The organism is Microbacterium sp. Y355 (genome assembly GCF_059445345.1).
In genome coordinates, this window is record NZ_JCAIUD010000001.1 from 470,552 (window position 1) to 496,884 (window position 26,333).

23 protein-coding genes are annotated in these 26,333 nt (G+C 64.1%); 13 read left to right on the forward strand and 10 right to left on the reverse strand.

Annotated elements, in window-relative coordinates:
* Positions 1 to 30: 30 nt before the first annotated feature.
* Positions 31 to 885 carry an arginase family protein gene (locus AC1C2O_RS02380; protein ID WP_495428834.1) on the forward strand — a complete coding sequence of 285 codons (855 nt, stop codon included), beginning with the start codon at positions 31 to 33 and terminating at the stop codon, positions 883 to 885.
* Between the two features lie 32 nt (positions 886 to 917).
* On the opposite strand, the gene AC1C2O_RS02385 is transcribed toward AC1C2O_RS02380, so the two are convergent.
* A complete protein-coding gene (locus tag AC1C2O_RS02385; RefSeq protein ID WP_495428835.1) occupies positions 918 to 3,362 on the reverse strand; it encodes a DNA gyrase/topoisomerase IV subunit A in 2,445 nt (814 codons plus the stop codon).
* A gap of 44 nt (positions 3,363 to 3,406) precedes the next feature.
* Between AC1C2O_RS02385 and AC1C2O_RS02390 the strand changes: the two genes are divergently transcribed.
* Entirely contained in the window at positions 3,407 to 4,534 is a 1,128-nt protein-coding gene (locus AC1C2O_RS02390) for an alkaline phosphatase family protein (RefSeq protein WP_495428836.1), read from the forward strand.
* Here AC1C2O_RS02390 and sepH read toward each other — a convergent pair whose 3' ends face one another.
* Positions 4,535 to 5,590, reverse strand: coding sequence for a septation protein SepH (gene sepH, locus AC1C2O_RS02395; RefSeq protein WP_495428837.1), 1,056 nt, complete (start codon positions 5,588 to 5,590; stop codon positions 4,535 to 4,537).
* 198 nt (positions 5,591 to 5,788) lie between these two features.
* On the opposite strand from sepH, the gene AC1C2O_RS02400 reads away from it, so the two are divergent.
* The gene (locus AC1C2O_RS02400; protein WP_495431650.1) at positions 5,789 to 6,082 is read left to right on the forward strand and encodes a DUF4193 domain-containing protein; all 294 of its coding nucleotides are present in this window, start codon (positions 5,789 to 5,791) and stop codon (positions 6,080 to 6,082) included.
* Between the two features lie 88 nt (positions 6,083 to 6,170).
* On the opposite strand, the gene AC1C2O_RS02405 is transcribed toward AC1C2O_RS02400, so the two are convergent.
* Positions 6,171 to 6,653, reverse strand: coding sequence for a DUF3093 domain-containing protein (locus AC1C2O_RS02405; RefSeq protein ID WP_495428838.1), 483 nt, complete (start codon positions 6,651 to 6,653; stop codon positions 6,171 to 6,173).
* A 12-nt stretch (positions 6,654 to 6,665) separates the two neighbouring features.
* On the opposite strand from AC1C2O_RS02405, the gene dut reads away from it, so the two are divergent.
* From dut to dxs, 5 genes are all read left to right on the forward strand, one after another.
* Positions 6,666 to 7,121, forward strand: coding sequence for a dUTP diphosphatase (gene dut, locus AC1C2O_RS02410; protein WP_495428839.1), 456 nt, complete (start codon positions 6,666 to 6,668; stop codon positions 7,119 to 7,121).
* Between the two features lie 14 nt (positions 7,122 to 7,135).
* Positions 7,136 to 7,726 carry a DUF3710 domain-containing protein gene (locus tag AC1C2O_RS02415; protein ID WP_495428840.1) on the forward strand — a complete coding sequence of 197 codons (591 nt, stop codon included), beginning with the start codon at positions 7,136 to 7,138 and terminating at the stop codon, positions 7,724 to 7,726.
* Positions 7,723 to 8,499: a DUF3159 domain-containing protein gene (locus AC1C2O_RS02420; RefSeq protein ID WP_495428841.1), complete on the forward strand. Its 777-nt coding sequence runs from the start codon at positions 7,723 to 7,725 to the stop codon at positions 8,497 to 8,499. The genes AC1C2O_RS02415 and AC1C2O_RS02420 overlap by 4 nt, the downstream gene beginning before the upstream one ends.
* 151 nt (positions 8,500 to 8,650) lie before the next feature.
* Positions 8,651 to 11,482 carry an aconitate hydratase AcnA gene (acnA, locus tag AC1C2O_RS02425; RefSeq protein WP_495428843.1) on the forward strand — a complete coding sequence of 944 codons (2,832 nt, stop codon included), beginning with the start codon at positions 8,651 to 8,653 and terminating at the stop codon, positions 11,480 to 11,482.
* A gap of 150 nt (positions 11,483 to 11,632) precedes the next feature.
* On the forward strand, positions 11,633 to 13,573 hold the full coding sequence (dxs, locus tag AC1C2O_RS02430) for a 1-deoxy-D-xylulose-5-phosphate synthase (protein ID WP_495428844.1): 1,941 nt from the start codon (positions 11,633 to 11,635) through the stop codon (positions 13,571 to 13,573).
* 83 nt (positions 13,574 to 13,656) lie between these two features.
* Here dxs and AC1C2O_RS02435 read toward each other — a convergent pair whose 3' ends face one another.
* The 4 genes from AC1C2O_RS02435 to AC1C2O_RS02450 form a co-directional block, all read right to left on the reverse strand.
* The gene (locus AC1C2O_RS02435) at positions 13,657 to 15,801 is read right to left on the reverse strand and encodes a 3-hydroxyacyl-CoA dehydrogenase NAD-binding domain-containing protein (RefSeq protein ID WP_495431651.1); all 2,145 of its coding nucleotides are present in this window, start codon (positions 15,799 to 15,801) and stop codon (positions 13,657 to 13,659) included.
* Between the two features lie 5 nt (positions 15,802 to 15,806).
* Complete coding sequence (locus AC1C2O_RS02440) at positions 15,807 to 17,012, reverse strand: thiolase family protein (RefSeq protein ID WP_495428845.1); 1,206 nt, start codon at positions 17,010 to 17,012, stop codon at positions 15,807 to 15,809.
* Between the two features lie 72 nt (positions 17,013 to 17,084).
* The gene (locus AC1C2O_RS02445) at positions 17,085 to 18,278 is read right to left on the reverse strand and encodes a ribonuclease D (RefSeq protein ID WP_495428846.1); all 1,194 of its coding nucleotides are present in this window, start codon (positions 18,276 to 18,278) and stop codon (positions 17,085 to 17,087) included.
* Positions 18,271 to 18,852, reverse strand: a complete 582-nt coding sequence (locus AC1C2O_RS02450; RefSeq protein WP_495428847.1) for a DUF3000 domain-containing protein — start codon at positions 18,850 to 18,852, stop codon at positions 18,271 to 18,273. Before AC1C2O_RS02450 ends, AC1C2O_RS02445 begins: the two co-directional genes overlap by 8 nt.
* Before the next feature lie 25 nt (positions 18,853 to 18,877).
* On the opposite strand from AC1C2O_RS02450, the gene AC1C2O_RS02455 reads away from it, so the two are divergent.
* Positions 18,878 to 20,032, forward strand: coding sequence for an alpha/beta hydrolase family protein (locus AC1C2O_RS02455; protein ID WP_495428848.1), 1,155 nt, complete (start codon positions 18,878 to 18,880; stop codon positions 20,030 to 20,032).
* Here AC1C2O_RS02455 and AC1C2O_RS02460 read toward each other — a convergent pair.
* Complete coding sequence (locus tag AC1C2O_RS02460; RefSeq protein ID WP_495428849.1) at positions 20,016 to 20,447, reverse strand: SufE family protein; 432 nt, start codon at positions 20,445 to 20,447, stop codon at positions 20,016 to 20,018. The genes AC1C2O_RS02455 and AC1C2O_RS02460 overlap by 17 nt on opposite strands.
* 19 nt (positions 20,448 to 20,466) lie before the next feature.
* Positions 20,467 to 21,360, reverse strand: a complete 894-nt coding sequence (locus tag AC1C2O_RS02465; RefSeq protein WP_495428850.1) for a sulfurtransferase — start codon at positions 21,358 to 21,360, stop codon at positions 20,467 to 20,469.
* Positions 21,361 to 21,490: 130 nt separating this feature from the next.
* On the opposite strand from AC1C2O_RS02465, the gene zapE reads away from it, so the two are divergent.
* The 4 genes from zapE to AC1C2O_RS02485 all read left to right on the forward strand — a co-directional run bounded on the left by zapE (position 21,491) and on the right by AC1C2O_RS02485 (position 24,943).
* Positions 21,491 to 22,543 (forward strand): cell division protein ZapE, encoded by a 1,053-nt coding sequence (gene zapE / locus AC1C2O_RS02470; RefSeq protein WP_495428851.1) that lies wholly within the window; start codon positions 21,491 to 21,493, stop codon positions 22,541 to 22,543.
* A gap of 116 nt (positions 22,544 to 22,659) precedes the next feature.
* Entirely contained in the window at positions 22,660 to 23,898 is a 1,239-nt protein-coding gene (locus AC1C2O_RS02475) for an ammonium transporter (RefSeq protein ID WP_495428852.1), read from the forward strand.
* A 28-nt stretch (positions 23,899 to 23,926) separates the two neighbouring features.
* Positions 23,927 to 24,472: a type II toxin-antitoxin system PemK/MazF family toxin gene (locus tag AC1C2O_RS02480; RefSeq protein WP_495428853.1), complete on the forward strand. Its 546-nt coding sequence runs from the start codon at positions 23,927 to 23,929 to the stop codon at positions 24,470 to 24,472.
* Between the two features lie 93 nt (positions 24,473 to 24,565).
* Positions 24,566 to 24,943, forward strand: a complete 378-nt coding sequence (locus tag AC1C2O_RS02485; RefSeq protein ID WP_495428854.1) for an SPW repeat domain-containing protein — start codon at positions 24,566 to 24,568, stop codon at positions 24,941 to 24,943.
* A gap of 123 nt (positions 24,944 to 25,066) precedes the next feature.
* Here the strand turns inward: AC1C2O_RS02485 and AC1C2O_RS02490 are convergent, their stop codons facing one another.
* Complete coding sequence (locus AC1C2O_RS02490) at positions 25,067 to 26,224, reverse strand: N-acetyltransferase DgcN family protein (protein ID WP_495428855.1); 1,158 nt, start codon at positions 26,222 to 26,224, stop codon at positions 25,067 to 25,069.
* Positions 26,225 to 26,333 lie beyond the last annotated feature (109 nt).

The window sequence follows — 26,333 nt, forward strand, 5'->3', positions numbered from 1 at the left end:
CTCGGTCTCAGACCCCCACAGCCTGGTGCGGTGCCCGGCACAGCGAAGGCGCCAGAGGCGCTGCGAGAGGCGGGCCTGTACGAGGCGCTGCTCGCGCGCGGAGCTGTCGACTGGGGCGTCGTGCTGCCCGGTCGCTACGTCGACGACGCCGCACGCCGCGCCCCGGGCACCGTGCGCAATCAGGGTGCGATCATCTACCACGCCCGACTCCTGGCCCACCGCATCGTCGAGGCGCGCAGCGCGGGCTACGCGCCGCTCGTGCTCGGCGGGGACTGCAGTCTGCTCATCGCTGCCGGAATGGCGTCCAAGGTGAGCGGTGGCGGCGGGCTCGTGCACGTCGATGGTCACACCGACTTCCGCCATCCAGGTAACAGCGACCTCTACGGAAGTCTCGCTGGAGAAGATCTCGCGGCTGCCATCGGACATCATCTTCCGGAGATCGCCGATATTGATGGTCTCGGACCGTACTTCGAGGCGGAGGCGACGGCACACGTCGGCTGCCGCCGTGAGGATGAGTACGTCGCCGAACTGTCGACGCTGATCGGTGTCACGATTCCGGCCGATCGGGTGATCCTGCATGGCGGGGTGCGCGCAGCGGCACAGGTCATCGCCGTGCCCGGTCTGGAACGCGGCTTCTGGCTGCAGGTCGATGTGGATGTGCTCGATCCTGAGCACATGCCGGCCGTCGACAGCCCGGATCCCGGCGGGCTTGCGCCGGACGAGCTCATCGCTCTGCTCAGTGGTCTCGCTCCACGTGCCTGGGGCGCGTCCGTCACGGTATTTGATCCGGATCTGGACCCGGAGGGAGCATACGCCGAGACCGTCGCGCGGATCATCGAAGAGGGGCTCGGTGATCTCGGAACGGACGCGGTCGAGAGCGACTGATTCCGACCGGTCGGTGCGGCTCGCGCTTGAGGTCAGATGACTGGTCGGCCGATCGACCCGATCACGCCGTCGATCAGCTGACCCGAGGCGTCACGCTTCGCGGGGATCTCCGGAAGCTTGCGCACCGCACCGTCGCTGCCGACGGCGTATGCAGGTTCTGGGCCGACCCACGCGGCGGTGAGGCGGTCTTCGCCCTTGAGGAACGCGTGCGCACGGACACCGCCGGTCGCACGACCCTTGGCAGGGAACTCCGCGAACGCTGAAACTTTCGCCCTACCGGCATCCGTTCCGGCGATCACGCCGTCGGTGCCGGAGACGGTGGCGACGGTGACCTCTTCGGACGCGATCACGACGCCGAAGAACAACACCGATGCGCCAGATGCGAGCTTGACACCCGCCATGCCGCCTGCCGGAGCGCCCTGCGGGCGCACTGTGGAGGCGGGGTAATGCAGCAGCTGGGCATCCGTCGTGAGGAAGACGACGTTGGACTCATCCGGGGCGGACGCCGCACCAACCAGGCTGTCGCCGGCCTTGAGACCGATGATCTCCTGCTCTGACCGCACAGGCAGCGCCGACACAACGATGCGCTTGACGGTTCCCTGCGCCGTGCCGAGCGCGACAGGAATGTCAGAGGCGAGGTCGACGAGCGCGAGCACCTTCTCGGAACGGGACGTGATGCCAAGGTAGTCCCGCAGCGGGGCGCCGGCGCCAAGTTGAACCGACGTCACAGGAACGGAGGGCAGATCGACAGGGGAGAAGCGCAGCAGACGACCGGTGCTTGTGATCGCACCGACCTCGCCGCGAACCGTCGCCGACACCGTCGAGAGGATGGCATCATGCTTACTGCGGCGCACGGGGCGGCTTAGCTCCTGACCCTCTGTCGCATCCACGCGCACTGCGCGACCTGTTGTGGACAGCGCGATCGTGGTCGGCGCATCCGCAATCTGCAGGTCGACCTCACCTGGCTTCACCCGGCGCGGAGTCGCAGGCTTCGCATTCATCAGCAGAGTGCGCCGAGGCGTGCCATATGCCTCGGCCGCGGCATCCAGTTCCTTCGCTACCTGACCCCGCAGCAGCACCGGGCTGCCCAGCAGTTCACGCAGCTGTGCGATCTCCGCAAGCAGCGCATCACGCTCAGTCTCAAGCTCGACACGGGAGAACTTCGTGAGACGCCGCAGACGCAACTCAAGAATGTACTCGGCCTGGGCTTCAGAGAGATCGAAAACCGACCGAAGTCTCGAGCGAGCCTGCTCAGAGTCGTCGGACGATCGGATGACCTGGATGACCTCGTCGATGTCGAGGATGGCGATGAGGAGGCCCTCAACAAGGTGCAGGCGCTCCTCGCGGCGAGTGAGCCGATAGCGGCTGCGCCTGGTGATGACCTCGAGGCGGTGGCCGACGTAGACGCTCAGCAGCTCCTTGAGCCCGAGGGTGCGAGGCTGACCCTCGACGAGGGCGACATTGTTGATGCTGAACGAATCTTCCAACGGTGTGAGCCGATAGAGCTGCTCGAGCACCGCATTCGGGTCGAACCCGGTTTTGATGCCGATCGCCACACGAAGTCCGTGCTGGCGGTCGGTGAGATCGTGGACATCACTGATGCCCTGCAGCTTCTTCGCCTGAACCGCATCACGGATCTTCTCGATCAGTCGCTCCGGGCCGATCATGTACGGCAATTCGGTGACGATGATTCCGGTGCGTCGAGGTCCGATGGACTCGACCGAGATCTTGCCACGCACCTTGAACGCGCCGCGACCGTTCGTGTAGGCATCCTTGATGCCGTCCAGGCCCATGATGATGCCCCCGGAAGGGAAGTCGGGGCCAGGCACGAATTCCATGAGCTCGTCGAGCGAAGCATCCGGATTCTCGAGCAGATGAATTGCCGCAGCGACGACCTCGACGAGGTTGTGCGGAGCCATGTTGGTGGCCATGCCCACGGCGATGCCGCTGGCACCGTTGACAAGCAGGTTGGGGAAGGCCGCCGGAAGCACGGACGGCTGCTGGAACTGGCCGTCGTAGTTCGGCACGAAATCAACGACGTCCTCGTCGAGATTCTCGGTCAGAGCCAGGGCTGAGGGAGCGAGGCGAGCTTCGGTGTAACGGGAGGCCGCGGGGCCGTCATCCAGAGAACCGAAGTTTCCATGTCCATCCACCAGCGGGACGCGCAGCGCGAAGTCCTGTGACAAGCGCACAAGGGCGTCGTAGATCGCGGAGTCACCGTGCGGGTGGAGCTTTCCCATCACTTCGCCCACGACGCGCGCGCTCTTCACATGCCCGCGCTCCGGGCGTAGGCCCATCTCGGCCATCTGATAGAGGATGCGGCGCTGCACAGGCTTGAGCCCGTCACGGGCATCGGGGAGCGCGCGAGAATAGATCACCGAGTAGGCATACTCGAGGAATGATCCTTGCATCTCGCTGGACAGATCGATGTCCTGGATGCGCTCCTCGACGGGCTCGGTTGATTCGGTGCGGGGCATGAACTTCCTGGGGACGATGCTGGGCCTGTGAAAGACTGGCTCGGATGTCACTCATTCTACCGACCACGCCACCCTCCGCTCGGATCCTGAGCGGGGTGGCGGGTGACCTGATCGCTGCGCTGGAGGGCTCAGGTGGGCCGCTGGCAACTGCCAGATCGGTCGTACTGGTCGTTGTGGACGGGTTGGGCGCAATTCAACTGCGGGGGCACGCCGGGCACGCCAGGCATCTCGCGGCCGGGTTGGGGAAGAAAGACGTCGCCTACTCCGTCTTCCCGACGACAACGGCAGCTGCGCTCACGAGCACACTCACTGGCGCTGATCCCGGCGCTCACGGGCTGGTCGGATATCAGGTACTCGATCGCTCGCGCGACGTTTTGGTCAATCAGCTCTCCGGATGGGAGAGCGACGGCATCAACCCACTTGTCTGGCAGCCGGTGCCCACCGTGTTCGAGCGGGCGTCGGCAGCAGGTCACGCCACCTATGCGATCGGCGTCGCAGCCTACGCACGCAGCGGGTTCACCAAGGCGACGCTGCGTGGCGCTGAGTTCGTGGCAGCAAAGACCCCGGCCGAGCGGGTATCTATCGCATATCAGCTGGCCTCAGACACGCCGGGAGCGCTCGTCTACTGTTATCTACCGGAAGTCGACAAGGCCGGGCACAGGTACGGCGTGGACTCCGCCGAGTGGATTGCTGCGCTGGAGGAGATCGACGGTGCGCTGGCGCTGACGGTTCCACGGCAGGTCGGCGTGCTCATTACCGCCGATCACGGCATGATCGATGTTCCCTCGCACCGACAGGTGGTGCTGGAAGACGCTGATCCGCGTTTCGCCGGCATCCGCCACATCGGGGGAGAACCGCGCATGCTCCACGTCTACCTGGATGCGGATGCCGATGCCGACGCCGTACTCAGCTGCTGGCGGCGCGAGAGCGAAGGGGATGCGGACGTCCTCAGCCTCGCAGAAGCGGAGGCAGCCGGACTCTTCGGCCCAGTGGTCACTCCCGATGCCAGGTCGCGTATCGGTGACCTGCTCGTGATCGCACGAGGAAATCGGGCGTTTTACGACGGCACGGCGGCTGATCAGCGGGCGCGCGAGATGATCGGACAACACGGCGCGTGGACGGCCGAGGAACGCCAGGTGCCATACATCAAGCGTGGTGCCTTCGCCAGCTGATCAGTCGTCAGTGCGCGCGCCGAACACGATTTCATCCCACGACGGCATCGCGTTGCGGCGTCGTCGACGGCCAGCAGTCTCGGGGGCGGGCTCCTGCGGGGCAGATGCCGCTTCTGGCGCGTCGTCGCGGGCGTCGGAGTCCTGCTCGAAGGCATCAAACAGTGCGATCGGGTTGGAGTTCTTCGTGTGCTCTACGGGCTCGGAGTCCTCGTCGTCGAGCAACGGGGCATTCTCACGCTGACCGCGGCGGCGACGCAGCGCCTCGAGTAGATCGGCAGTGTCGGCGCTGGTCGTCGACTGGTCAGGAGCGCGCTTGATGGCGGCCTGTTGTGCAGCGGCATTCGAACGCTCCGGCGCCGCTTCTTCGATGTCCGCGTCGGGAACGGGCAGAAGCCTTGGTCCGAATGCGCCGGAGTCGAATCGGCTTTCGTCCTTGTACGGCGATTCGACACGCTCGCTGTCGACGGCACGAAGGCGGGGAATCAGACCTTCGGGTAACGAGCCTTGGCGAGACAGCTGCGTGGCATCCGCGTTCTGCGGCGACAGCGAACTCCGGCGCGGGTCGAAGTTCCAGCGAGCGTCATGCGCCACCTCGTTGGCTGTGAACTCCAGCTTCACGATCCAGCCGGACTCGTCTTTCCAACTTGCCCAACGCTCATCGGACGCGTCGAGCTGTGCGAGCTTCGCTCGAATCGCCACGCCGAAGGTGGGTTGTGCGTCAGGCTCGACTTCGCTGCCGATGAGAACGGGAACAGCGAGTGCCTGGCCGATCACGTGTTCACGTTCCGCGAGTACGGGTCCTTCGAATCGCACGACGTCGTCGAGTCCGACGCCGAGAAGCTCGGCGACCTCGGCTGCGGTGAGCCCGGATCGGATGTGAGTCTGGATCTCACGAGGGCTCGCGGCAAGGCGCGGCGACTCCTGGGTGCCGCGCCCGCGGGCGCGGCGGATCTCGCGCTGCAGTACGTCATCGATGGCGAGCGTGAATCGCTCACCAGAACCGGTGGCGAGGATCAGCAAGTCGTCTTCGGTACCGACGATTGTGACGTTTTCCATACGAATGCCCCTCTGGATGGGTGTTATTTGATGGTGTCACGGGAGTGGTGCCGGGGCCGGGAATACCCTGGGCGCGCCGTCAGTTTGATCCGTCATGCGTCGCTGCATTTGCATAATGCTTCCGTATCGTGCAAACTATGCCCGCCACTACCCGATGGCACACCGCCCACTAGCACCATGAAAGTGGAGATCTACCGCATGGCAACCGACTACGACGCCCCCAGAAAGAGCGAAGACGACTCCGAGTCGATCGAAGCCCTGAAGGAGCGTGTGCCGGACAAACTGTCTGGCACAACCGGCGATGAGGACTCTGACAACCCGTCGAGTTTCGACCTTCCGGGTGCAGACCTCTCCGACCTTGACCTTGATGTCGTCGTGCTGCCAGCGCAGCAGGACGAGTTCACCTGCATGAGCTGCTTCCTCGTGAAGCATCGCTCACAGCTTGATCACGACGGCCCAGATGGTCTGATCTGCAAGGAGTGCGCTGCCTGACAGCAGTCGCCACACGTTCACGCGCCCCAGCCATATGGCTTGGGGCGCGTTGTCGTATCCGGTGGGCTTTGGTTCGGACCGGTGCGGGTCAGGCTGGTGCGGATGCCTCGGCTTGAGCGTCGCGAATCGCCGCCGCAAGACGGTCCGGTGTGCGCGTGGAGATCGACCAGTGCGTGGCCGGGTCATTCGGATCGATGTTCGAGGCGACGATGATCCCGTCGATGCCGCCCCTGATCAAGTGCCAACCGCGCGCAGGAAGCACCGAGCCTCGTGCCGCTCGCGCATCATCCCCGGTGAGGGCTGTCACCGGGCCGAGCCAGCGCGCATCGATGTGCGCTCGACCGGCACGAACCACAGTGCCGTCGACGCGAACCGTCGGCGATCCGGCGATGAGCGCCGTGATCAGCAGCACAGCAGCAGCGATCCCGATGAGAAGAGCGGGAAGAGACCCTAGCGGCGTGAACGTCAGCGTGACCATCGGGGCAGCGACTGCCGCGGTCACGAGCAGCCACAGACTCGGCGAGAGACGCTCGCGGTAGCGGACACGTGTGTCAGGGGTGGGGTTCTGCATTAGCCTCTTGGGGTGAGCGATTCCGTTGATCTTCCCATTATCGCGTCTGTGATGCCGCATTACGCCCACCCGGGTGATGCCGGCGCCGATCTGGTGTCGGCCGAAGCCGTGCGCCTCGAGCCCGGCGAGCGCGCGCTCATCCCCACCGGGGTGCGAATCGCGCTGCCAGACGGATACCTGGCTTTCGTCGTGCCGCGCAGTGGTCTCGCGGCCAAGCACGGCATCACGATCGTGAACTCGCCGGGGACTGTGGATGCCGGTTACCGCGGCGAGATCAAGGTGAGTCTGCTCAATACAGACAGTTCGAGCGCGTACGATGTGGCGGTCGGGGACCGGATCGCCCAGCTGATCATCATGCCGGTGACCCGTGCGAACTTCATTCCGGTCGAGGAACTTCCGGACAGTGCGCGTGGTGCGGCCGGATTCGGCTCCACCGGGTATCAGGTGCCTACACAGGCAGCCGACTAGGCAGGAATTTACAAATGACTGAAGAGATCACCCAGCCGTCGTCGAAGTCGGCGCCTGCGAACCGCGCCACCGAGGGCCCGTTCGATGAGAGCGAGGCGAACCCGATCCGCCCGTACATCGACCTGGGCGGGATCAAGATCCTCCCGCGCGAGGGACTGAACCTGCGCCTCGAGGTTGAGGAGCAGACCAAGCGCATCGTCGCCGTCGGGCTTGACTACGAGGATTCCTCGCTTCAGGTCCAACCGTTCGCTGCGCCGCGGACGCTCGGCCTCTGGCACGAGACGCGCATGCAGTTGGTCGACCAGGTTCGTCAGCAGGGTGGGCGCGTCGAAGAGCGCGAGGGTCCGCTCGGTCAAGAGCTGCTCGCCGAGGTTCCCGGTCCGGCATCGGAAGGTTCGACGCTGCGTCTGGCGCGTTTCGTGGGAGTGGACGGACCGCGCTGGTTCTTGCGCGGCGTCATCGGCGGGGCCGCCGCATCCGACCCAGAGGCCGCGGCAAAGGTTGAAGATCTGTTCCGCTCGATCGTCGTGGTTCGCGGTAGCTCGCCGATGCCGCCGCGGGATCTCATTCCGCTGAAGATGCCCGCCACGCCTGGTTCCGCGTGAGTACTCCTGACGGATCCGCCGCACCTGGCTCGCAAGACCCGAACGACGAGCAGAATGCGAACGACGAGCAGGACCCGACGGCATCCGATCTCGTCGGTGCGGCCATCGGCTCAGCTGCGCGCCGGGCAGGGCTCGATCCAGAGAAGGACGCGCCGGCGGGCCAGGTCGTGTGGCAAGTCATCGGCGGCTGGCGCGGCGTTGCAGAATCGGTTTTGCCGGTGCTCACCTTCATCATCACGTTCACGACAACGCAGAACCTGGTGCTTGCACTTGCGCTCTCTGTCGGGGCAGCGGCAGTATTCACGCTGATCCGCCTGTTCACCAAGTCGCCACCGGTCGCCGCGCTGTCGGGGCTTGTCGCCGCGGTCGTCGCCGCTGGTCTTCCGCTGTTCACCGGGCGCGCCGAGGACCAGTTCGTGATCGGCTTCATCACCAACATCGCCTACGGAACCGCGTTATTGATCTCGGCATTCGTACGGTGGCCGCTGATCGGTGTCGTGGTGGGCTTTCTCGTGGGTGAAGGGCTTCAGTGGCGAAGCGATCGGCGCAAGCGCCGCACTTTCTTCTGGCTGACCGTCGCTTGGGCATTGCTCTTCTTCGCACGCCTCACGGTGCAGTTGCCGTTCTATTTCGCCGGAGACGTCGTCACACTCGGTACGGTGAAGATCATCATGGGCATCCCGCTCTTCGCCGTAGTTCTGGCGGCAACTTGGATTCTTTCGCGCAGGCTTTACCCGCGCGAGTCGCGCCAGGAGCAGCCGCCCGCTCCGTGATAGATTTATCTTGACATCAAGATAAATTGTACGCTTTCGCTTCGGCGCGATGCGGCGCACACTGTTAGGTGTGCCTTGCTAGCAGCCAGCGCTACAGGCGAGCAAGATGGATTCGCCTATCGCTTCCATCAGACAAGAAGGAGACGGATTCGTGTCCACGGTAAATAGCTTCGGTGCCAAGAGCACCCTGACAGTCGGCAGTACCGATTACGAGATCTTCAGAGTTGACACGGTTCCGGGCTTCGAGAAGCTCCCGTTCAGCCTGAAGGTTCTCCTCGAGAACCTTCTTCGCACCGAAGACGGTGCAAACGTGACGAAGTCGCAGATCGAGGCGCTCGGCGCGTGGGATGCCGCGGCAGAGCCCAGCACCGAGATCCAGTTCTCGCCGGCCCGCGTGGTCATGCAGGACTTCACCGGTGTGCCCTGCATCGTTGACCTCGCCACCATGCGCGAGGCAGTGACCGCTCTGGGTGGCGACCCGAACAAGATCAACCCGCTCTCGCCGGCTGAGATGGTCATCGACCACTCCGTCATCGCCGATCTGTTCGGCAGCGAGAACGCACTCGAGCGCAACGTCGAGATCGAGTACGAGCGCAACGGTGAGCGGTACCAGTTCCTTCGTTGGGGCCAGACCGCGTTCAACGACTTCAAGGTCGTGCCTCCGGGAACCGGCATCGTGCACCAGGTGAACATTGAGCACCTCGCCAAGGTCATCTACGACCGCACCAACGGCGGCGTTCTCCAGGCGTACCCCGACACCTGCGTCGGCACCGACTCGCACACCACCATGGTCAACGGCCTTGGCGTGCTGGGCTGGGGCGTCGGCGGTATCGAGGCAGAGGCCGCGATGCTCGGCCAGCCCGTGTCGATGCTCATCCCTCGCGTTGTCGGCTTCAAGCTGAACGGCGAGATCCCGGCCGGGGTCACCGCGACAGACGTTGTTCTCACGATCACCGAGTTGCTGCGCAAGCACGGCGTTGTCGGTAAGTTCGTCGAGTTCTACGGTGCCGGCGTCGCTTCTGTGCCACTCGCGAACCGCGCCACGATCGGCAACATGAGTCCCGAGTTCGGGTCCACCGCGGCAATGTTCCCCATCGACGATGTGACGCTGGACTACCTGCGTCTCACCGGTCGTGACGATCAGGCTGTCGCCCTCGTGGAGGCATACGCCAAGGAGCAGAAGCTCTGGCACGACCCTGACAGTGAAATCATCTTCAGCGAGTACCTGGAACTCGACCTCGGCACGGTTGTGCCGTCGATCGCCGGTCCCAAGCGCCCGCAGGACCGCATTCTGCTCTCGGAAGCCAAGTCGCAGTTCGAGAAGGACATCGTCAACTACGCCGAGCCGTGCACCTCGGACTCGATCGTTGACCTCGACTCGAAGCACTCGTTCCCCGCATCCGACCCGGGGGCAGTCCCCGGTGAGGAAGACACTGACACTCGTCTGGTGCACATCTCCAGCGGTGTGAACGGCTCTTCGAAGCCGGTTCCGGTGACGACGCCTTCCGGAGAGAAGTACATCCTCGACCACGGCGCGGTGACGCTGGCCGCCATCACGTCGTGCACGAACACTTCGAACCCATCGGTGATGATCGCGGCAGGTCTCCTCGCACGCAAGGCGCGCGAGCGCGGTCTGAAGCAGAAGCCGTGGGTCAAGACCACGCTCGGCCCGGGTTCCAAGGTCGTCACCGACTACTACGAGAAGTCGGGTCTCGACAAGGATCTCGAAGGCCTTGGCTTCTACACCGTCGGCTACGGCTGCACGATCTGCATCGGTAACTCCGGTCCGCTGATCGAAGAGGTCTCGGCTGCCATCAACGAAAACGACCTCGCTGTCACCGCGGTGCTCTCGGGTAACCGCAACTTCGAAGGTCGTATCAGCCCCGATGTGAAGATGAACTACCTTGCATCGCCGCCGCTGGTGGTCGCGTACGCACTGGCCGGTTCCATGCACTTCGACTTCGACGTCGACGCGCTGGGAACCGACACCTACGGCAATGACGTGTTCCTCAAGGACATCTGGCCCGCACCCGACGAGGTGCAGGCGATTGTCGATTCGTCGATCTCGCGCGAACAGTTCATCAAGCAGTACGCCACTGTCTTCGACGGTGACGAGCGCTGGACGAGCCTGCCGACGCCGACCGGTCCGATCTTCGAGTGGGATGAGAACTCCACGTACGTGCGCAAGGCGCCGTACTTCGACGGCATGTCGATGGAACTGACGCCCGTCTCTGACATCCAGGGCGCACGTGTCATGGCGACGCTGGGTGACTCGGTCACGACCGACCACATCAGCCCCGCCGGAAACATCAAGTCCGGCACGCCCGCGGCGAAGTACCTCGAGGAGCACGGAGTCCGCCAGAAGGACTTCAACTCCTTCGGATCGCGTCGTGGAAACCACGAGATCATGATTCGCGGCACGTTCGCGAACATCCGCCTGAAGAACCAGCTGGTCCGCGCCGTCAACGACGGTGCAGAGGTCGAGGGTGGATTCACCCGCGACTTCACGCAGCCGGATGCGCCGCAGACATTCATCTACGACGCCAGCCAGAACTACCAGGCTGCCGGTACACCGCTGGTCATCTTCGGCGGCAAGGAGTACGGCTCCGGCTCGTCGCGCGACTGGGCAGCCAAGGGCACGAGTCTGCTGGGCGTCAAGGCGGTCATCACCGAAAGCTTCGAGCGTATTCACCGCTCGAACCTGATCGGCATGGGCGTCGTTCCGCTGCAGTTCCCGGTAGGCGAGAGCTGGGAGACGCTGGGTCTCGATGGCACGGAGATCGTCTCGATCTCAGGCATCGAAGAGCTCAACAACGGCACCACTCCGAAGACCGTGCATGTCACGGCCACGCCGAGTGAGCACTCGGCTGAGGGCAAGCAGACTGTGGAGTTCGACGCGGTCGTCCGCATCGATACCCCCGGTGAGGCTGACTACTACCGCAACGGCGGCATTCTGCAGTACGTGCTGCGTTCGCTGGTCTGATCCACTCTGATCACGTGAGGGCCCGGATGCTTCGGCATCCGGGCCCTTTGCGGTTCATACTCGGGGTATTCCCCGGACTCGGCGGTAGGATCGGGAGGGTCGTCGTCCGTATCCGATGAGACGATCGGCGCAGATGCTCAGGAGGTGTTGATGCCCATTCTTCCCGGCATCACGGGTCCGCGGGACCTCGACGGGCTGAGTACGACTCAGCTGAATGCGTTGGCAGCGGAGGTGCGCTCCTTTCTCGTAGAGAACGTCTCGCGCACAGGTGGTCATCTCGGTCCGAACCTCGGTGTCGTCGAACTCACAATCGCTTTGCACCGAGTGTTCGAGTCTCCGAACGACCCGATCATTTTCGATACCGGGCACCAGTCCTATGTGCACAAGCTGCTCACCGGACGTCAAGATTTTTCAGAGCTGCGCGTGCGTGGCGGCCTGGCAGGCTACCCGCAGCGCAGTGAGAGCCCCCACGACGTCGTGGAGTCCTCGCATGCCTCCAGCTCGCTGAGCTGGGCTGATGGAATCTCTCGGGCGCTGACGGCCACTGGGCGTGCTGACCGCCACGTCGTTGCAGTGGTCGGCGATGGTGCGCTCACCGGGGGAATGACCTGGGAAGCACTCAACAACATCTCCGACGACAATGACCGAAATCTCGTCATCGTCGTCAACGACAACGGCCGCTCCTACGCGCCGACGATCGGCGGAATGTCGCGGTATCTGAACCGTGTGCGCACCGCTGGCGCGTACAAAGACCTGCATCACCGCTCCGATCGACTCTTCCGCGCATTCGGGCCTGTCGGACGCGCGATGTTCCGTGGACTCCGCGGTGGGACGCACGGATTCCTCTCGCGCTTCACGAACAACGAGGCGCTGTATTCCAACCTCGACATCAAGTACCTCGGCCCCGTTGACGGTCACGATCTGCCCGCGCTCATCGAGACACTCGAGCTCGCGAAGTCATACGGCGCACCGGTGATCGTTCACACGATCACGGAAAAAGGTCGGGGGTACCAGCCGGCGCTGGACGATGAAGCAGATCAGTTCCATGCCGTCAACCGCATGGATCCTGTCACGGGGGAGCCGCTCAGCACGAGCGGCATCGGCTGGACCGACGTGTTCGCTGACGCACTCGTCGGCGTGGGCGAGCGTGATCCCAAGATCATCGCCATGACCGCAGCCATGCTGCGCCCGACCGGTCTCGCACCGTTCGCCGAGCGTTTCCCCGACCGGGTCTACGACGTCGGGATCGCTGAGCAGCATGCCGTGGCTTCAGCCGCCGGGCTCGCCTTCGGCGGTCTGCACCCCGTCGTGGCGATGTATGCCACGTTCATGGGGCGCGCATTCGATCAGGTGCTCATGGATGTCGCGCTGCACAAGGCTGGCGTGACCTTCGTGCTGGATCGTGCGGGTGTGACCGGTCCTGACGGGCCGAGCCACCACGGCATGTGGGACCTCGCGATGCTGCAGATCGTGCCGCACATCCGCATCGCTGCGCCGCGTGATGGCACGCGATTGAAGGAAGCGCTGGACGAAGCGGTTGCCGTCGACGATGCGCCGACCGTGATTCGCTTCCCGAAGGGGTCGGTCGCAGAAGATCTGCCCGCGATCGAGCGTCTCGATGACGGCGTCGACGTGCTCTCAAGGGGCGAGAGCGAGGACGTACTGATCGTTGCCATCGGTCCGTTCGCTTCGATGGCGATGGATGTTGCCCAGCGCTTGCGCGCGCAGGGCATCGGCGCCACCGTGATCGACCCGCGGTGGGCGATCCCGGTCCGGGAGTCTGTCGTCGAGCTCGCCGCCCGCCATCGCCTCGTCATCACCCTGGAGGATGGCATCCGCGTCGGCGGAATCGGAACGCGCGTGCGACAGGTGCTTCGAGAAGCAGGAATCGACACGGCGGTCGATGAACTGGGTCTTCCGGACGAGTTCATCGATCACGCATCCCGTGACCAGATTCTGGCGGATGCCGGACTCACGGCCTCCAAGATTGCTCAGGATGTCGTCGCCCAGGTGCTAGGCACTCGCATCCCAGTCGCCCGCAACGCGGGGGAGACCGGCGCGATTGACCTGCCGCTGCACGATCGGCGCTGAGCGCGCCCAGACGAGCTCACCTGGGACGTAGGAACAGCAAAGCGGGGCGGCCCGAAGGCCGCCCCGCTTTCGTTGTGAACTGCTCAGCTGTTCGCGATGCCCCGGATCGGCGGGGTGTGGAACGTGCCCTTGAAGACGCGCTCTGATGCTCCTTCACGATCGAGGTACGCCGAGGCGCCGCCATCGATGAACGGCCATCCTGCCCCGAGGATCAGGCAGAGGTCGATGTCCTCGACCTCAGGCACCACGTCCTCGTCGAGCATGAGCTTGATCTCCTGAGTGAGGCCGTCCTGCACTCGACGCAGAATCGTGTCGGCGGATGCCGGTGAGGATCCGACAGTGCCCTTGAGTGCCTTCTCAGCGGCCTTCGTCCATCCGGTTACCCGACCGCCCTTGTCCTTCTCGACGACGCGGTCAAGCTCAGCCAGGACATGGAAGTTCTCATTCGCGTAAAAGCGCTCAGGGAAGTGCCGAACCATGGTGTCCTGTACGTGCGCGGCAACCTTCCAGCCCACGAGATCGATGAGCTGGAACGGCCCCATCGGCAGCCCCAGCGGACCGAAAGCCTTCTCGACGTCGGCGATGGGTGTGCCTTCGTAGACGGCGCGTGCGGCCTCACCCATGACCTTCGCGAGGAGTCGGTTGACGACGAAGCCCGGTGCGTCGGCCGTCAGAACACCGTTCTTCCCGAGTCCACGCGCCACAACGAAGGCAGTAGACAGGGTCTGTTCGTTCGTGCCCGGTGTCTTCACAATCTCGATCAGCGGCATGACCGCGACCGGGTTGAAGAAGTGGAATCCGACAAGACGCTCGGGGTGAGCGAGCTTCGCTCCGATGTCCTCGACTGACAGCGAGGAGGTGTTGGTCGCGAGGATGGCGTCGTCAGCGATGAACTGCTCGATCTCGCCGAACACCTGCTGCTTGACGCCGATCTCCTCGAACACCGCCTCGATGACGAAGTCACAGTCCGCGTACTCACTCTTGTCGACGGTGCCATGGATAAGACCGCGCAGCTTGTTGGCGCTGTCGGCGTCAAGACGGCCCTTGGCCTCAAGCTTGCCGATCTCCTCGTTGATGTAGGCAACACCCTTGTCGACGCGCGCCTGGTCGATGTCGGTGATGAGAACCGGCACCTGGAGCCTGCGCACGAACAGCAGCGCGAACTGGCTTGCCATGAGGCCGGCGCCGATGATGCCGACCTTTGTGACCTTCTTCGCCAGCGCCTTGTCGGGCGCACCGACAGGACGCTTGGCGCGCTTCTGCACGAGATCGAACGCATACATGGATGCTGCGAACTGATCGCCAGTGACGAGTTCGGCCAGCGCCGCGTCTTCACGCGCGAACCCCTCGGCCTTCGTGCCGCTCTTTGCCTTGTCGAGCAGGTCGAGCGCGGCATACGGCGACTTGGGGACGGTGCCGATCTTCGATTCCAGCATCCCTCGTGCCATCTTGATGGCGATGGGCCACTTGGTGAGGCGTTCGAGCTTGCCCGGCTCGTTCTTACGCTCGACCTTCTTGCCTCCGAGCACACCATCGGCCCAAGCCAGCGACTTCTCGAGGTAGGTCGATGCCGGGAAGATCGCGTCGAAGATCCCGAAGTCGAACGCCTGCTGCGGCCTTAGCACCCGGTTCTGCTTCAGCGGGTTCGAAATTACGACCTCGAGGGCATTCTCGATGCCGATAAGGTTCGGCAGCAGATACGCGCCACCCCAGCCGGGGATGAGGCCCAAGAACACCTCTGGCAGCGCGATGGCGGCCGCCGAGGCATCCACGGTGCGGTAGGTCGAGTTCAGTGCGATCTCGAGCCCACCGCCGAGCGCGAGGCCGTTGACGAATGCGAACGAGGGAACACCGAGCTCGCTGAGCGAACCGATGACCTTGTGCCCGAGCTGCGCGATGAGCAGGGCCTGTTCCTTCGAACCAACCTTGGAGATGTCGGAGAGATCGGCGCCGGCGGCGAGGATGTACTGCTTGCCGGTGATGCCGACGGCCTGGATCTCGCCAGCTGCTGCGCGAGCCTTGAGCGTCGATAGAGTCTCGCCGAGTTCAGTGAGGGTGGCAGGTCCCAGCGTGTTGGGCCTGTTGTGATCACGGCCGTTGTCGAGCGTGATCAGCGCCAGCACCTTGCCGGATGCGAGGCGGACATCGCGCACGACCGAGTGCGTGATGACCTCATCATCGGCGAGCGCGACGATGGGGGAGAAGTCGATCGCTTCGTAGTCGGTCACGTGTGTCACTTCCGCTTCTTGCCGTCGTAGTGGGGGTTCTCCCAGATGACGGAGCCGCCCTGGCCAAGACCCACGCACATGGCGGTGAGGCCGTAGCGCACATCAGGTCGCTCAGCGAACTGCGCCGCGAGCTGGATCATCAGACGCACCCCGGAGGCTGCGAGCGGATGCCCGAGCGCAATCGCGCCGCCCCACTGGTTGACCCGAGGATCGTCATCGGCGATGCCAAAGTGGTCGAGCAATGAGATGACCTGAATGGCGAACGCCTCGTTGAGCTCGAACAGCCCGATGTCGGCGATCGAGAGGCCGGCCTTCTTCAAAGCCTTCTCTGTCGAGGGGATCGGACCGATACCCATGATCTCCGGCTGAACGCCGGCGAAGGCGAACGACACCATCTTCATCTTGGGTGCGAGTCCGAACTCCTTGACGGCGCCGCCACCGGCCAGCAGCGACATGGTCGCACCGTCAGTCAGAGGTGACGAGGTGCCAGCGGTCACGCGGCCGTGCGGGCGGAACGGCGTCTTGAGAGATGCCAGATCTTCCATCGTGGTCTGCGGGCGGCGGCCCTCGTCCTCGGTGGCGAGCCCCCAGGCGCCGTCGGCGCCCTTGGTGGCCACTGTCACGAGGTCGGGCTGGATCTTGCCCGCGTCGTATGCAGCCTGCACCTTTTGCTGGCTCCGCATCCCGAAGCGGTCGGAACGCTCCTTCGTGAGGTGCGGGAAACGGTCGAAGATGCGCTCGGCGGTGACGCCCATATTCAGCGCACCGGGGTCGACCATCTTCTCCGACACGAATCGCGGGTTCGGATCGGCGTTGGCACCAATCGGGTGATGCCCCATGTGCTCGACGCCGCCAGCGAGGGCGAAGTCGTACATGCCGATTCCGATGGATGCGCCCATCGTGGTGACGCTGGTCATCGCCCCGGCGCACATGCGCTCGACGGCGAGGCCGGGCACAGTGTTGGGGAGTCCGGCGAGGATGGCCACAGAACGACCAAGGGTCAGCCCCTGGTCACCGGTTTGGGATGTCGCCGCGATCGCGACGTCATCGATGCGGTCAGCGGGAACGCTTGTGTTGCGTTCCATCAGAGCGATCGTCGCCTTCACGGCGAGATCGTCTGCGCGGGTGTTCCAGTACATGCCTTTTTCGCCGGCGCGCCCGAACGGGGTGCGCACTCCATCGACGAAGAAGACGTCCGAGATCTCGGCCACTCTGCCTCCAAGGTTGGGTATGACCTCAGCCTAGGAGGCTGGACGAGACGGCGGGCATCGGTTGGTTCGAACCTACGACTCGGAGGCGACAGCCTCATCAGGCGATTGCGCTGCTTCTACAAAGGCATCCACGATCTTCTGTGCAGTCTGCTCAATCTGCCACGGTCGAGCGCCAAGTTCCGTCAGGGTACTGGCCATGGCATCCGTCGTCAGTTCCGGGGGAGTCCAGGCCAGGCGGCGCAGTATGTCCGGCTTGAGCAGATTCTCCGTTGGCATCGCCAACTCTTCCGCCTGAGCCTCGACGGCAGGCCGCGCAAGCTTGAGCCTGGCATCAGCTTCTGGGTTACGGTCTGCCCATGCGCGAGCCGGCGGCAGCGCATCGCTGGAGACGCGCACGCGGGGGAGAATTTCAGCTTCGCGACCACGCACGATCGCCTGCCACCACAGATCCAGCTGCGAACGGCTGGCCCGGCCGGTGAATGCCTGCACACTGGCGAGTGCCTGCTTGCTCTGGGGATTCGCCAGCACGGCGCCGACCAGCGAGCGATCGGGGACGAGGCGCCCTGGAGAGGTGTCCTGCTGCTGGGCGTACTCTTCGCGTGCTTCCCACAGCGAGCGAGCGATGGCGAGGCCCCGTGCGCCCTTGACCTGGTGTAGTCCGCTGAGGCGACGCCAGGGGTCTTCGCGCGGCGGCCGCGGCGGCTGCGCCAGCGTCGCTGCGAACTCCTGTCGCGCGAACTCGGTCTTGTTCTGCTCCTCGAGCTCAGCGGCGATGGCATCGCGGACGTCAATCAGGTGAAGTACGTCGAGGGCCGCATAGTCCAGCCAAGTCTTCGGCAGTGGCCTTGTTGACCAGTCAGCGGCGGAGTGTTCCTTCTTGAGCGTGATGCCGAGGGTCTCCTCGACGACGGCCGCGAGACCGACGTGATCGTGGCCGAGCAGACGGGAAGCGAGTTCGGTGTCGAAGATGCTCGCCGGTTCCAGATCGAGCTCACGCAGAGAGGGGAGATCCTGACTGGCGGCATGGAAAACCCATTCGACGTCGCCGATGGCAGCCTGTAGTGGCGAGAAATCACCGATCGCCGGGGGATCGAACAGGAATACGCCCGCGTCACGACGGAACACCTGCACGAGGTACGCGCGTTGCGAATAGCGGAACCCGGATGCCCGTTCGACGTCGACAGCAACCGGTCCGGTTCCTGCCGCGAGCAGCTCACACGCTGCTCTGAACTCGGTCGGATCCTCGATGACGGTGTACTCAGCCACGACCTGCCTTTCGCGCGCCGAACACGGCGATGTTCTCTGACCCGGGCGGAAGCCCGGCGAGCATGCCGACGAGTTCGGCCCATGCTTCTACGTGTGGCCGGAATGGTCCTTCCGGCGTCCAAGACGAGCGTAGTTCTATCTGCGCGCCGTCGCCTTCATCGGACAATCCGCCGAATCCCTTTGACAGGGTCTTCGTTGAGGTTCCGGATGCTGCGTGATAGACGGCATCCCGAGATTCCAGAGCATCGACGAGCCATGACCAGGTCACGTCTGCCAGCAGCGGGTCGGTGCCGATCTCAGGCTCCAGCGGTGCTTGCGCGAAAGTGATGACACGCCACGCACCGCCCCATGCATTGGGCTCGTCTGGATCGTGCAGAAGCACGAAGCGTCCGGTGCCATAGATCGAATCGCCATGGTCGTCTGGGCGCACGTCAGCGGCGAGCGCGAAGGCGAAGGGTGCGAGCCCCTGCGGCGCCGGAATCTCACGCACCACGATGTCATCACGGAACACCGTGTCGCGCAGTTCTGCTGCGGCACGTTCGAAGTGCGCTCCGGCATCGGGGTGTGCGGTCACGGCAACAGGCTAGAGTCAGGAAGCGATGAAAAGTCTCAGGCACGCCGTTGCACTCTTGGTACCCGCGCTGCTCGCTCTGGGCGCCGCAGTGATGTTCCTCGTGTTTTCGATCGCCCGAAAGGTGGTCAGACCGGGTGTTCGTGTCGCTGACACCGAGATTCTGGCGGTCGACACCGGCGCGCAGACGATCGAGCTCACGCGCACGCCCGATACCGAGCTACCGGGGCGATACGGACTGTTCACTACCGGCACGATGGGCTATGTGAAGCTCGGTGCGGTGCTGAGTGCGGATTCGAAGCGGGTGCGACGAAAGCTGCTGACACACGTCGAGACGGGGGCGAAGCTCGATCGTGCCGCGTCGTTCAGCGGCTGGTACTACTCGACGCCGAGCGAGTTGCATCTGCCGTGGGAGTCCGTGCTGATCGGATCGCCCGCCGGTCCGTGCCCTGCGTGGCTGTTTCCGGCCGAGTCATCGACCTGGGTCATCCAGGTGCACGGTCGTGGTGTGACGCGCGCCGAGTGCCTGCGCGCAGTGCCGGTGTTCCACTCTATGGGGCTGCCGAATCTTGTCGTCTCGTACCGCAACGACGGCGAGGCCCCGCGCAGTCGTGGTGGGTCCTACGCACTGGGCGCGTCGGAATGGCGCGATGTGGATGCCGCGATCGGGTACGCGCTTCGCCACGGCGCCGAGCGTGTGCTGCTGATGGGCTGGTCGATGGGTGGTGCAATAGCGCTGCAGACGGCTGTATCGTCCGCGCACCGCGAGAAGATCGCTGGCCTCGTGCTTGACTCGCCCGTCGTCGAATGGCGCACCGTGCTGCGATTCCAGGCGCGAGAATCCGGCATCCGAGATCCGTTCCCCGTACTGGCGATGAACGCACTGTCGTCGCCGCTGACGGCGCGTCTCAGCGGCTCAGCGGAGGCGATCCCGTTCGACAAGCTCGACATGGTCGCGCGAGCTGATGAGCTCACTGTGCCGATTCTGGTGCTGCACAGTGACGATGACGGCTTCGTGCCGGCAGATGCCTCGCATGCCCTTGCGGAAGCTCGACCCGACCTCGTGACGATGCCACGATTCACCGTGGCGCGGCACACGAAGCTCTGGAACTACGACCAGATGGGCTGGACCGCGGCGATCACCGACTGGGTCAGTGCCAACGGTTTCAGCGTTTCTGAGTGACCTGTCGCTTCACGCGCATCAACATCCCGGTCATCCCACCGATCCGTAGCGGTGACACAGCACGGGTGAGCCCGATCGACTGCGGATAGTCGTCCGGGATCGCGAGCACCTCGTCGACGCTGAGGCCAGAGATTCCTTGCACGAGGATGCTGGCGAATCCGCGCGTTGTCGGCGCCTCGGGCGGCGCGGTCGCATGCATGGTGACGACGCCGTCTGTGACCTCGACATAGATGTAGACGGGGGACTGACACTCTGCGACCCGTTCGCCCATCTCGGGGTGGTTCGCGACCTCCTCCGAGACCGCCGGAAGCTCGTAGGAGAACTCCAGCAACAGCTGAAGACGATCGGACTCGGGGAGTTCGAGGAATTCGTCGCGGATCTCCGCGAGGGTGTCGGGAACGTGCGTGGTGCTCATCCCAGCAATTGTCACACGCTCAGAGCGTGCCAGGCTCGGAGCCGATGACGATCGGCACCCGTACGGCGCTGCCCCACTCGGTCCAAGAACCGTCATAGTTGCGCACCTTTTCGAAGCCGAGGAGGTGCTTGAGGACGAACCAGGTGTGGCTGGAGCGCTCTCCGATACGGCAGTAGGCGACCACATCGTCGCCGTCGCTGAGGCCGGCACCGTCGCGGTAGATGGCATCCAGCTCAGCACGGGTGCGGAATCCGCCGTCCTCTGCGACAGCTTTGCCCCACGGCACGCTCTGTGCGGTGGGGATGTGGCCGGCGCGCAGCGCACCCTCGTCGGGATACGCAGGCGCGGTCGTGCGCTCACCGTTGTACTCCTCGGGGGAGCGGACATCGATCAGCGGGTTGCCGAGGTGAGCGAGCACATCATCCTTGTAGGCACGCAGCAGTGAGTCATCCCGCTCGACGACGGGGTAGTCCGTCGCGGTCACAGCGGGGGCGTCCGTAGTGACTTCGCGACCCTCGGCGATCCATCGGTCACGACCACCGTCGAGTAGGCGCACGTCTTCGTGGCCGAACAGCGAGAACACCCAGAGGGCGTAGGCGGCCCACCAGTTGTTCTTGTCGCCGTAGATGACGACGGTGTCGTCACGAGAGATGCCCTTGCGGCTCAGCAGCCGGGCGAAGTCCTTGCCATCGACGTAGTCGCGAACCACTGGGTCGTTCAGCTCGGTGTGCCAGTCGACTTTGACTGCGCTTGGAACGTGTCCGGTTTCATACAGCAGCACGTCTTCATCGGATTCGACGACGACGAGCCCAGGATCACCCAGATGGGCTGCCAGCCACTCGGTAGTGACAAGACGGCCAGGTTCGGAGTACTCGGCGAACTTTGCAGAAGAAGAATCGAACTCGATCGTCACGTGGCGCTCCTCGATGGGTATGCGAGCGAAGGCTCTGGCTGCGACGGCGTAGTGTTGAGCCGTCCCCTCGACGATAGATCGGTTTGGTCTGTTCCGGACCCGTTCTGTAAGACTTCGACACAGGAAACGCATGCCCGATAACCTCAGCCCGACCGCCGTGCACCTCACTGACCGACAGCCAGTGGTCACCGGCGCCGAGATGCTCGCGAGCATGGTGCCACCACCGCAGTTCGACTCCGCGACGTTCGAGAGCTATCGATCAGATGATGCGTACCCGTCGCAGGCGGATGCCAAGGGCCTTCTGGAGCGGTTCGCCGGTCGTGGCGCGCCGGCCAAACGGGGCGGATTCTTCAGTCGAGCGAAGAAAGAGCCAGCGCTGAAGCCCGGTGTCTACCTCGATGGCGGTTTCGGCGTGGGCAAGACCCACCTCCTCGCATCGATCTACCACGCGATGCCCGCACGGCGGAAGTACTTCGGCTCGTTCATTGAGTACACCGCGCTGGTCGGGGCACTGGGATACAAGAACACCGTCGACCTTCTGCGTGGCGCTGATCTGATCTGCATCGATGAGTTCGAGTTGGATGATCCGGGCGACACCATGGTGATGACCCGGTTGCTGGGCGAGCTGGTTCCGACCGGCACACGGCTGGCCGCGACATCGAACACCCCACCGAACGCACTCGGCGAAGGACGTTTCGCCGCACAAGACTTCCTGCGCGAGATCCACGCGATGTCGGACAGCTTCGAAACCATCCGTATCGACGGCGTCGACTTCCGCCAGCGTGCACTGGACGGTCACGCCGTCGTCTTCGAGGATGTCGAGTACCAGTCACGGATCGCATCCGCTCTGGCAGCGGGCGCAGCATCCGACGATCTGTTCGACGATGTCATCCGTCATCTCGCCAAGGTTCACCCCTCGCGATACATCCGATTGATTTATGACCTGTCGCTGGTCGGTCTTCGTGATGTGCGTGTACTGACTGACCAGTCCGAGGCGCTACGGTTCGTGGCATTCGTTGACCGGGTCTATGACGCGCAGCTTCCGATCATTGCCACCGGCGTCAGTCTGGATCAGGTTTTCTCGGAAGAGATGCTGGGCGGTGGATACCGCAAGAAGTACCTGCGCGCTATCTCCCGGCTGAACGCACTCACACATTCTGCGAAAGCACCGAGCAGCGCGTAACGCGATGGTTACACACCGGCCCCGCGTGTAACACCGAGGAAACACGCAACGCGCGTCCTGGTAATCGGAACTCGGCACACTGAAGCTCTCAATTACTTCGGATGTGAGGATTTCCTATGGATGCTCCCGGCAACATCTCGTGGGGTATTACCGCCACGGCACTTGTCTTACTGATGACGCCTGGCGTCGCTTTCTTCTACGGCGGACTCGTCAAGGCGAAGAGCGTCGTCAGCATGATGATGATGAGCTTCGGCTCCATCGGACTGGTGGCGGTGCTCTGGATCCTGTTCGGCTTCTCGATGAGCGCGGTCGACAGCCCGACGGCGTTCGCGGGCAATCCGTTCGCTGACTTCGGGCTGAGTGGTCTTGCCGAAGGGGAAGGCTCGAACGTCGCTCTTCTCGGCGTCGCGTACGGCGCGACGTTCGCGATCATCACGATCGCGCTGATCTCCGGCGCGATCGCTGACCGCGCGAAGTTCGGCAGCTGGCTGATCTTCGCCGGTATCTTCGCCACGGTCGGCTACTTCCCGATCGCCGCGTGGGTCTGGGGTGGTGGCTGGATCATGAACCTGGGCACGACGCTCTTCGGTGAAGATAGTGGCATCTCCGTCATCGACTACGCCGGTGGTACCGCCGTGCACATCAACGCCGGCGCAGCGGCGCTGGCACTCGCGCTGGTGCTCGGCAAGCGCATCGGCTTCCAGAAGGGCATCCTCAAGCCGCACAACGTGCCACTGACCCTGCTCGGTGCTGCACTGCTGTGGTTCGGATGGTTCGGCTTCAACGCCGGCGCCGAATGGTTGTCGGAGGACATGGGTGGTGTCGGCCTCATCGGTCTGAACACGCTCGGCGCCACGGCAGCCGCGATCCTCGGCTGGATTCTCGTTGAGCGCATCAAGGACGGCAAGCCCACCTCGGTCGGAGCCGCATCCGGTGCCGTTGCCGGTCTCGTCGCCATCACCCCCGCGTGCGCAAACCTCACGCCTGGTTGGTCGTTGCTGCTCGGCGCTCTCGCCGGTGTCGTCTGCGCTCTCGCGGTCGAGCTGAAGTTCCGTCTCGGTTTCGATGACTCGCTCGACGTCGTCGGCATTCACCTCGTCGGTGGTCTGCTCGGCACGATCTACCTGGGCTTCTTCGCCACGGAGACCGGCCTGTTCGTCGGCGGCGACGCGAGCCAGCTTGCCGTCCAGGTGATCGCCGCACTCGGTGTGCTGATTTACTCCTTCGTCGTCGCGTTCATCATCGGCTTCGCGATCGAGAAGACCATTGGTTTCCGGATCACCAACGAAGACGAGATCGCCGGTGTCGACTCGGTCGTGCACGGCGAGGAGGGCTACGCGCTCATCGACGCGTGAGAGCAGCCTGTCTCGATAGGGTGACGGGGTGAGTTCTTCCCAGAGCATCCTCTCCAAAATCGCGCAGATCGTCATCAATGCGTTGACCAGCAGGACGTCCCGGTCTCCCCAGAAGGAGTCGGGACGTCCTGCTGCGGCCGAGGACGCAGGCGCATCGGCTGGCACGCTGACGATCCAGATCGATCCGGATCGCATCGGTAGCCTCACGGTCTCGTATGCGCCAGACCGCGACGGCGCACCGGATGCCGGCGAGGTGATCTGGACCTGGGTGCCCTACGAGGAGAACGACGGGCGGGGGAAAGATCGCCCCGTACTCGTCATCGGGCGGCAGTCGTCCGACCGCGCCTATGCCGTGCGTATGACCAGTAAGGCGCATGAGCGCGACCGGGACTACCTGTCGATCGGGTCCGGCTCATGGGACGCGCAAGGACGCGAGTCCTGGGTGGATGTGGACCAGCTGTACAGCGTGCACGTCGACGGAATGCGTCGCGAAGCTGCAGTGCTGGACCGCGCGCGCTTCGCGCAAGTGGCTGTGGCGCTGAAGCAGCGCTACGGCTGGAAGAGCACCGCGTAGAAACCCCGGCTCTCGGCATCCAATCCGTCAGACGCGTCGCACCGAACAACCGGTGCGGCCCGAATGACGTGGCCCAGAGCATCTGGAGGAATCATGCGCTTCATCCCTACTAAAGTCCACGGAGTCCTCGACTACCTGGTCGGCATCGCACTCATCGTCGCCCCCTGGCTGTTCGGCTTCTCCAGTGTCGGCGGCGCTGCCGTCGTGATTCCGATCGTCCTCGGCATTGGACTGATCGTCTACAGCCTGTTCACCAAGTACGAGTGGGGTCCCTTCGGGCTTATCCCGATGCCTGTTCACCTGGTGTTCGATATCGTCGCGAGCCTGTTCCTCGCGCTGTCGCCATGGCTCTTTGGCTTCGCTGATGAGGCGCTGAACGTGTGGCTGCCGCACGTCGTGGTCGGTGTGACCGTCATCATCGTGGTGCTGTTCTCGAAGACGCAGCCGGCGAATTCCGGGAATCGCGCCTGAGAACGAAACGGCTACGCGCATCCTCCTCGTTATCGAGGAGTGATGCGCGTAGCCGTGTTGTGGCGCCGGTGTGAGACGTCAGGGTCTGTCGCGTCAGGGTCTGTCGCGTCAGAGTTTCTCGCGTCAGTGGGCGCCGGAAGCGAGTGTCGGGGTCAGCTCAGGGAACGCGCGAAGCACCATGTCGACCAGTGCGTCCAGCGGGCGGGTCAACGGATCTGTCGCTGGCACACCGAGCTCCAGTTCGATCTCGTCGATCGCTTCGCCGATCTGCGCGTCGGTGAGATTCTCGTGGTTCACGGTGACACCGATCACGCTGGTGTCCGCAAACGCCTCGATCAGAGCGACCTCACTCGCGACGGTCGGCATCGGCATCATCGGGAAATCCCCGAGCACACGTCGTGCAGGGGCGTGCTGCACGATGACGCCAGCCGGGCGGCTGCCGCGGAGGATGTGAGCGGAAGTCAGATACGCCGGATGGCTCAGCGCGCCCTGGCCCTCGACGATGATGATGTCCGGGTTCTCGCCCTCGAACGCGGCGACCACCTGGTTCTCGACTTCTCCAGAGCAGAACTGGGGGACAAGCGCGTCGAGAGCGACACCGTATCGGCCGCCCTGGATGATCGTGGTCTGTCCGGTACCGACCATGACGGCACGGATGCCGTGATCGTTGAGGGCCTGAACCAGGAGCGTCGCTGTCGTACGCTTGCCGATCGCGCCGTCTGTGCCGAGGATCGCGATCCGCGGGCAGGTCACGTCGAAGATTCGGCCGGAGAAGAGATGCAGGTCCTTCTTATCGCGGGGACGACGCACGTCGGTGATGGTGACTCCGGCGAGCAGGCTCGCGGCTGCGAACTCCGCGTCGTCGTTGAGGAACTCGTGAAGGCCGTTGATGATGTGCATGCCTCGCGCGATGCCGTCGAGCAGCACGATGCGCTGGGCCGCCGAGAGCAAGCCATCCGCCGGGGCAACGCCGCAGATCAAGTAGTCGGGCACGACGCCCGCGTGCGCGATGGCGAGAGCGAGGTTACCCAATACGGGGATGCCGTTGGGGGCGTTGTCAAGAAAAGCGCCGGCATCCATACCCTCATGGCGACTGTCGATGACGCTGAGGATTTCGTACTTCTCAGAGTGGCGCACGAGTCCGTTGGCGGTCTTGCCGTCTTGCTCGCCGAACTGGCCTTCGCAGTAGACAACGGCCGTTGTGCCTACCGGCAGGGGAATGGGCTCGGCCCAAATCTGCGCTGAGGGGTCGATGGAACGGGGAAGGGACGGGGTAGACATGGGTCTCCTCAAGCTCTCACAGAGGAGGCGACGGAGAACGAAATGGCCAAAGAGCACCCGTTGGTCGACAAGAAGTCTTCCCTGGTGCCGACAAGATGCCGGCGCGGTC

What these genes read in the sequence shown, in the direction of transcription:
- AC1C2O_RS02385 (WP_495428835.1), bottom strand. Translation starts at nt 3,362, where the DNA reads ATGCCCCGCACCGAATCAACCGAGCCCGTCGAGGAGCGCATCCAGGAC.
- AC1C2O_RS02390 (WP_495428836.1), top strand. Translation starts at nt 3,407, where the DNA reads ATGTCACTCATTCTACCGACCACGCCACCCTCCGCTCGGATCCTGAGC.
- sepH (WP_495428837.1), bottom strand. Translation starts at nt 5,590, where the DNA reads ATGGAAAACGTCACAATCGTCGGTACCGAAGACGACTTGCTGATCCTC.
- AC1C2O_RS02400 (WP_495431650.1), top strand. Translation starts at nt 5,789, where the DNA reads ATGGCAACCGACTACGACGCCCCCAGAAAGAGCGAAGACGACTCCGAG.
- AC1C2O_RS02405 (WP_495428838.1), bottom strand. Translation starts at nt 6,653, where the DNA reads ATGCAGAACCCCACCCCTGACACACGTGTCCGCTACCGCGAGCGTCTC.
- AC1C2O_RS02415 (WP_495428840.1), top strand. Translation starts at nt 7,136, where the DNA reads ATGACTGAAGAGATCACCCAGCCGTCGTCGAAGTCGGCGCCTGCGAAC.
- dxs (WP_495428844.1), top strand. Translation starts at nt 11,633, where the DNA reads ATGCCCATTCTTCCCGGCATCACGGGTCCGCGGGACCTCGACGGGCTG.
- AC1C2O_RS02455 (WP_495428848.1), top strand. Translation starts at nt 18,878, where the DNA reads ATGAAAAGTCTCAGGCACGCCGTTGCACTCTTGGTACCCGCGCTGCTC.
- AC1C2O_RS02460 (WP_495428849.1), bottom strand. Translation starts at nt 20,447, where the DNA reads ATGAGCACCACGCACGTTCCCGACACCCTCGCGGAGATCCGCGACGAA.
- zapE (WP_495428851.1), top strand. Translation starts at nt 21,491, where the DNA reads ATGCCCGATAACCTCAGCCCGACCGCCGTGCACCTCACTGACCGACAG.
- AC1C2O_RS02475 (WP_495428852.1), top strand. Translation starts at nt 22,660, where the DNA reads ATGGATGCTCCCGGCAACATCTCGTGGGGTATTACCGCCACGGCACTT.
- AC1C2O_RS02485 (WP_495428854.1), top strand. Translation starts at nt 24,566, where the DNA reads ATGCGCTTCATCCCTACTAAAGTCCACGGAGTCCTCGACTACCTGGTC.
- AC1C2O_RS02490 (WP_495428855.1), bottom strand. Translation starts at nt 26,224, where the DNA reads ATGTCTACCCCGTCCCTTCCCCGTTCCATCGACCCCTCAGCGCAGATT.